This is a genomic window from Vibrio sp. (assembly GCF_984391705.1).
Window position 1 is genome coordinate 1 of the sequence record NZ_CFHWOM010000111.1, and the last position, 4622, is coordinate 4622.

5 protein-coding genes are annotated in these 4622 nt (G+C 41.5%); 4 read left to right on the forward strand and 1 reads right to left on the reverse strand.

Annotated features, from left to right (window positions below; genetic code table 11):
• The first annotated feature begins 245 nt into the window (after positions 1-245).
• The 3 genes from AC4MRV_RS21530 to AC4MRV_RS21540 are packed head-to-tail and all read left to right on the forward strand — an operon-like array spanning position 246 to position 3695.
• The gene (locus AC4MRV_RS21530; protein WP_491189331.1) at positions 246-791 is read left to right on the forward strand and encodes a TnsA endonuclease N-terminal domain-containing protein; all 546 of its coding nucleotides are present in this window, start codon (positions 246-248) and stop codon (positions 789-791) included.
• Position 792: 1 nt separating this feature from the next.
• The gene (locus AC4MRV_RS21535; RefSeq protein WP_491189332.1) at positions 793-2709 is read left to right on the forward strand and encodes an integrase catalytic domain-containing protein; all 1917 of its coding nucleotides are present in this window, start codon (positions 793-795) and stop codon (positions 2707-2709) included.
• A 2-nt stretch (positions 2710-2711) separates the two neighbouring features.
• Positions 2712-3695 (forward strand): TniB family NTP-binding protein, encoded by a 984-nt coding sequence (locus AC4MRV_RS21540; protein ID WP_491189333.1) that lies wholly within the window; start codon positions 2712-2714, stop codon positions 3693-3695.
• A gap of 19 nt (positions 3696-3714) precedes the next feature.
• On the opposite strand, the gene AC4MRV_RS21545 is transcribed toward AC4MRV_RS21540, so the two are convergent.
• Positions 3715-4023, reverse strand: a complete 309-nt coding sequence (locus tag AC4MRV_RS21545; RefSeq protein WP_252011408.1) for a helix-turn-helix domain-containing protein — start codon at positions 4021-4023, stop codon at positions 3715-3717.
• A gap of 101 nt (positions 4024-4124) precedes the next feature.
• Between AC4MRV_RS21545 and AC4MRV_RS21550 the strand changes: the two genes are divergently transcribed.
• Positions 4125-4622: VspR family transcription factor (locus AC4MRV_RS21550; protein ID WP_491189334.1), on the forward strand; the 498-nt coding region annotated here is incomplete at its 3' end.

A 4622-nucleotide genomic window follows, 5' to 3' on the forward strand; every position in this document is an offset into this window, starting at 1 on the left:
GCCGCAGCGAGTGACTTGTGTGCCGGGATGTGGCTGGGTTCCCACCCTTTAAAAATGTTGTTAAAAGCATAACCTGTCCCAATAAAACCATAACTTGTCCTTTTAAAACCCTTAAAGTGTCCTAAGCTTATTTTGGTTGTTTTGTTACAACAAAAGGGACGCATATGTATATTCGTAATCTTCGGAAGCCATCGCCTAATAAGAACATCTACAAATTCTCGAGTCTCAAAAACCGAGATGCTGTCATGTGTGAGGGTAGTCTGGAGAGAGACTGCTGCTATCATTTCGAATATGATCCAGATGTAGTTCACTACGAATCTCAGCCAGAGGGTTTCTACTATGACTTCCATGGGAAAAAGCGCCCTTACACTCCTGATTTCCTAGCTACCTATGTTGACGGTACATTCAAGTATGTGGAAGTCAAACCACACTCGAAAACGTTATCTAAGACGTTTAAACAAGAATTTGCTGCTCGTAAAGAGGCTGCCAATCGAAGAGGATTTGGTCTTGTTTTGGTGACTGATAAGCAAATTAGAGATGGGTACTTTCTCAAAAACTCAGAGTTGGTACATCGGTATAGTGGATGTATCGAAGGCGATGAGCTTGCATTCAAAGTGCATTCGTATCTGATTTCACAGGAAACAATGAAAATCAGTGATCTAGCCGTCTCAATTGGAGAGTCCGTCGGTCGGGTGTTCGCTTCTGTTTTAAAACTGATTGCAGTAGGAAAAGCCGGTGTTGATTTAGATATCGCTATGTTGAGTGGAAGTACAACTGTTTCGGTGAGATGAAATGGTTGGTCGATTCCATGACGAGTTCGAGCCCGAGTACAACGAAGATTCTGAAATAGAACATGAGCTTTTGCCTGAAACTCAGACCGAACGTCTTAAATACTCGAGATTACAGTCGACACAGATTATTGAGCGAGACCTCTCTTCATATCCTGAGGAGCAGAAGAGCAAAGCGCTCGAAAGGTATAAATTGCTATCCTTAGTTGCGAATGAACTGAGCGGAGGTTGGACTCCTAAAAACCTCAACCCCCTAATTGAAAAACACTTCTCCAAAACACGTCTTACCAAGAAACCTAGCTATAAATCACTGCAACGTTGGCACAATTCATTTGTTGACTCGAATGGAAGTTTTACTAGCTTGGTCGATAAAAACCACCTTAAAGGTAATCGAGAAGCCAGAGTTATTGGTGATGAAAAATATTATGATGAAGCTCTGAAGATGTTCTTAGACGCAAGGCGACAGTCGATTAGAGCGGCATTCATCTTTTACAGCGACAGGATAACAGTAGCTAACGATAAGATAGTCGCCGGAAAAATACCCAAAGTCTCATATGAAGCGTTTAAGAATCGTATTCGCAAAGAGGAGCCATACAGCGTCGCGCTCGCTCGGCATGGGAAATACTACGCAGATAAGCTCTATAACTATTATCAATCTGTGGATATGCCGACTCGAATTTTGGAACGAGTCGAGATGGATCATACCCCCTTGGATTTGATTCTATTGCATGATGACCTCATGGTGCCGTTGGGTAGAGCACATTTGACACTGCTCGTAGATGTTTTTAGTGGGTGCATAATTGGCTTTCATCTAGGCTTTAAAGCTCCTAGTTATGTGTCGGCATCTAGAGCCGTTATTCATGCGACAAAAAGTAAGAGCTACATTTCTGAAATGCCTATTTCATTCAACAATGAATGGCTTTGCGAGGGGAAAATAGAGAACTTGGTGGTCGACAACGGTGCGGAGTTTTGGTCAAAAAGCTGGGAGGATGCATGCTTGGAGGTTGGGATAAATGTCGTTTATAACAAGGTTCGCAAACCATGGTTAAAGCCATTTGTTGAACGTAAATTTGGTGAAATTGTTCAAGGGATTGTTGGCTGGGTGCCGGGTAAAACATTCTCTAACGTACTGGAAAAAGAAGACTACAAACCAGAAAAAGATGCAGTCATGCGTTTTAGTACCTTCGTAGAAGAGTTCCACCGTTGGATAGTAGACGTGCACAATGTTAATGCTGATAGTCGTCATAAAAGAATACCAAACCTTTACTGGAAGCAAAGCTATGACGTTTTACCACCATTAAAACTCTTACCCGAACAGGAGCAAGCATTTAGCGTAGTTATGGGAATTCTTCAGCATCGAAAGCTGACTGACAAAGGCATTAAGTTCATGCATATAGACTATGACTGTGTAGCGTTGTCTGATTATAGGAAGACGTACCCCCAAACAAAAGAGTCGTTGAAAAAGAAAATAAAAGTAGACCCAGATGATTTATCCGCTATCTATGTGTACCTCGAGGAGCTTAAAGGATATGTGAAGGTTCCAAGTAAGGATCCAATTGGTTACACCGTTAGATTGAGCGTTTGCGAGCATGAAAAGATTTTGGCGGCTCATAGAACCTATATAAAAGGCGAAATGGATGTACTGTCATTAGCAAAAGCTCGACTAGCTCTGCATGACCGAATTGAGTCAGAACAAGCAGAATTAATGCAGTTAACGCATTCTGAACGCAAACGAAAAGCGAAATCGACTAAGAAAGTTGCAGAGATATCCAGTGTTAACAGCGATACCCCTCACTCCAAGCTGAGTGATAGAGCGTCAAAATCAAGCTTTGGTATCTCAGAGCAGGAAACCAATTCTCAAACAACTCCGCTAGAGAACTTTAGGTCTAAATGGAACGAGCGCAAAAACCGGAGGGAATAGTTGTGACCACAGTGAGAAGGAATTTGGAGCGGGATGAAGTTTTAGCAAACTATCATGACTCTTTTTCAATTTACCCAGAGGTTGAAAAAGTCCTCTCTGGACTTGAGTGGATAATGAGACGCAGGAAGTTTGGCACTTTTGCGCCATCAATGCTTCTGACAGCTGGCACCGGTGCAGGAAAGACAGCCACAATTAATCATTTTATCGAGAAAAACTTATCAAGGAATGAAGTTCTTATTACTCGTGTAAGACCCACGTTACTTGAGACTTTACTATGGATGGCCAAAGAACTTGGAGCTTATAGAAATAGCAGAGCTAAGCCTTCAGAGATCGGGTTAACGGATTGTGTGATTGAAACATCGAAAAGAGTTGGGCTTAAATTATTAGTGATTGAGGAGTGCCAAGAGTTGTTTGAACGAACCAGTCATAACCAGAGGCAGGATATTAGAGACCGTCTCAAAATGATTAGTGATGAGTGTCATTTGCCGATTGTGTTTGTAGGACTTCATAGTGCTGGACTAATTTTAGAAGACTCTCAGTGGAATAGGCGAATTATGGTTCGACGCACACTCCCTTACATTAAGATCACAGATGAGCCTGCAATTGACAATTATTTAGATGTTTTAGATGCTCTCGAAAAGGCAGTGCCTTTAAGATTCAAGGTGCCGTTGACAGACGTTGATTTCGCAATGAGATTGTTATCGGCAAGCAAAGGTGTACTTGGTGAGATTAAAGAGTTAATTGCAGCCGCACTAGAGGTCGCTTTGGAGAAAAAGAAAGATTGTATTGACGAGGAGGACTTTGCTGCTGTTTACGAGAAAATTAACGCTCCCAATGATACAAATCCTTTCACTGTGCAGATAGATGCTCTAACTATAGAGCAAATAGCTTCTTATGAAAATTATGTCGCCGATGCCGAGACTGGTGAACTTTGTTTTGTAAAGCAGGTGTTTAGCAAATTATCGATACAGCAACTTGTTGGTTAGTGAGCCATCTTGCTTAGAGTTAACTAGGTTGTGTCAGTTTTTCTAATAGGGTCGCCTTCTCTTCATCACTCAGCTTATCAATCGCACACGCCAACTCAGCACTCAACTCATTCCTACAGAAAAAGTAATTCAGCGGCACATCTAACTCTTCAGCCATACGTTCGAGTGTACCAATATCTGGTACGTGTCTACCTTTCTCATAATGGTTCATTCGCCCACTAGCAGAACTTGGTTCCATGCCGATTTTCACCCCTAAATCTTTTTGGGTGATCTTGGCTTTTTTACGCGCAGCTTTGAGCCTCGCTGGGATTGGGTTGTCTTTCTGCACTTACACATTTCTTTTCAACCTTTAGATAACTTAGATTGTCTAAGTTTTACTGATTTTTGTATACTTAGCAATCCTAAGTTTTTATTGCATGTAAGAGTCACATGAAGAAAGTAACCAGAATTAACCCTCATATGTTTAACCTATTGATTGAAAAAGGGATGGACAATTTCTCTGTTATAGAAGCTAGGAATGCTTTGTTAAATGGTACTTCAACCTTTACGAGCAGTGATGAAGCTCGAAAGTATGTTTATAAGCAACTTCTATCACTTGAGGAGAAAGGCTGGCTTTCTGTCATTGGGACTCGCAGAGGCAAGCGTTACCATCAAACTAATGAATTCAAAGCGCTCACAATTGAGCCTCGAGCAGCTAGAAATAAGAAAGCAAACGTTGATTCAATAACTGTTCAAACTCCAGAGTTCTTTCTTAATGCACTAGAACAAGAGAAAAAACAACATGAAGGTGAGTTAGCGATTACTTTGGGCGAGATTGAGGAATACCAATCTTTGTTAACGCGTTTTCCAAACAGCAAGCATGATATGGAGCCGTTATTCAATGCAGCGAGAGAGCGATCAGCTAAGCTATTGGGCAAAATCAATGCA

Excerpts from the sequence above, each read along its gene's own strand:
- AC4MRV_RS21535 (WP_491189332.1), top strand. The coding sequence starts at position 793 with ATGGTTGGTCGATTCCATGACGAGTTCGAGCCCGAGTACAACGAAGAT.
- AC4MRV_RS21530 (WP_491189331.1), top strand. The coding sequence starts at position 246 with ATGTGTGAGGGTAGTCTGGAGAGAGACTGCTGCTATCATTTCGAATAT.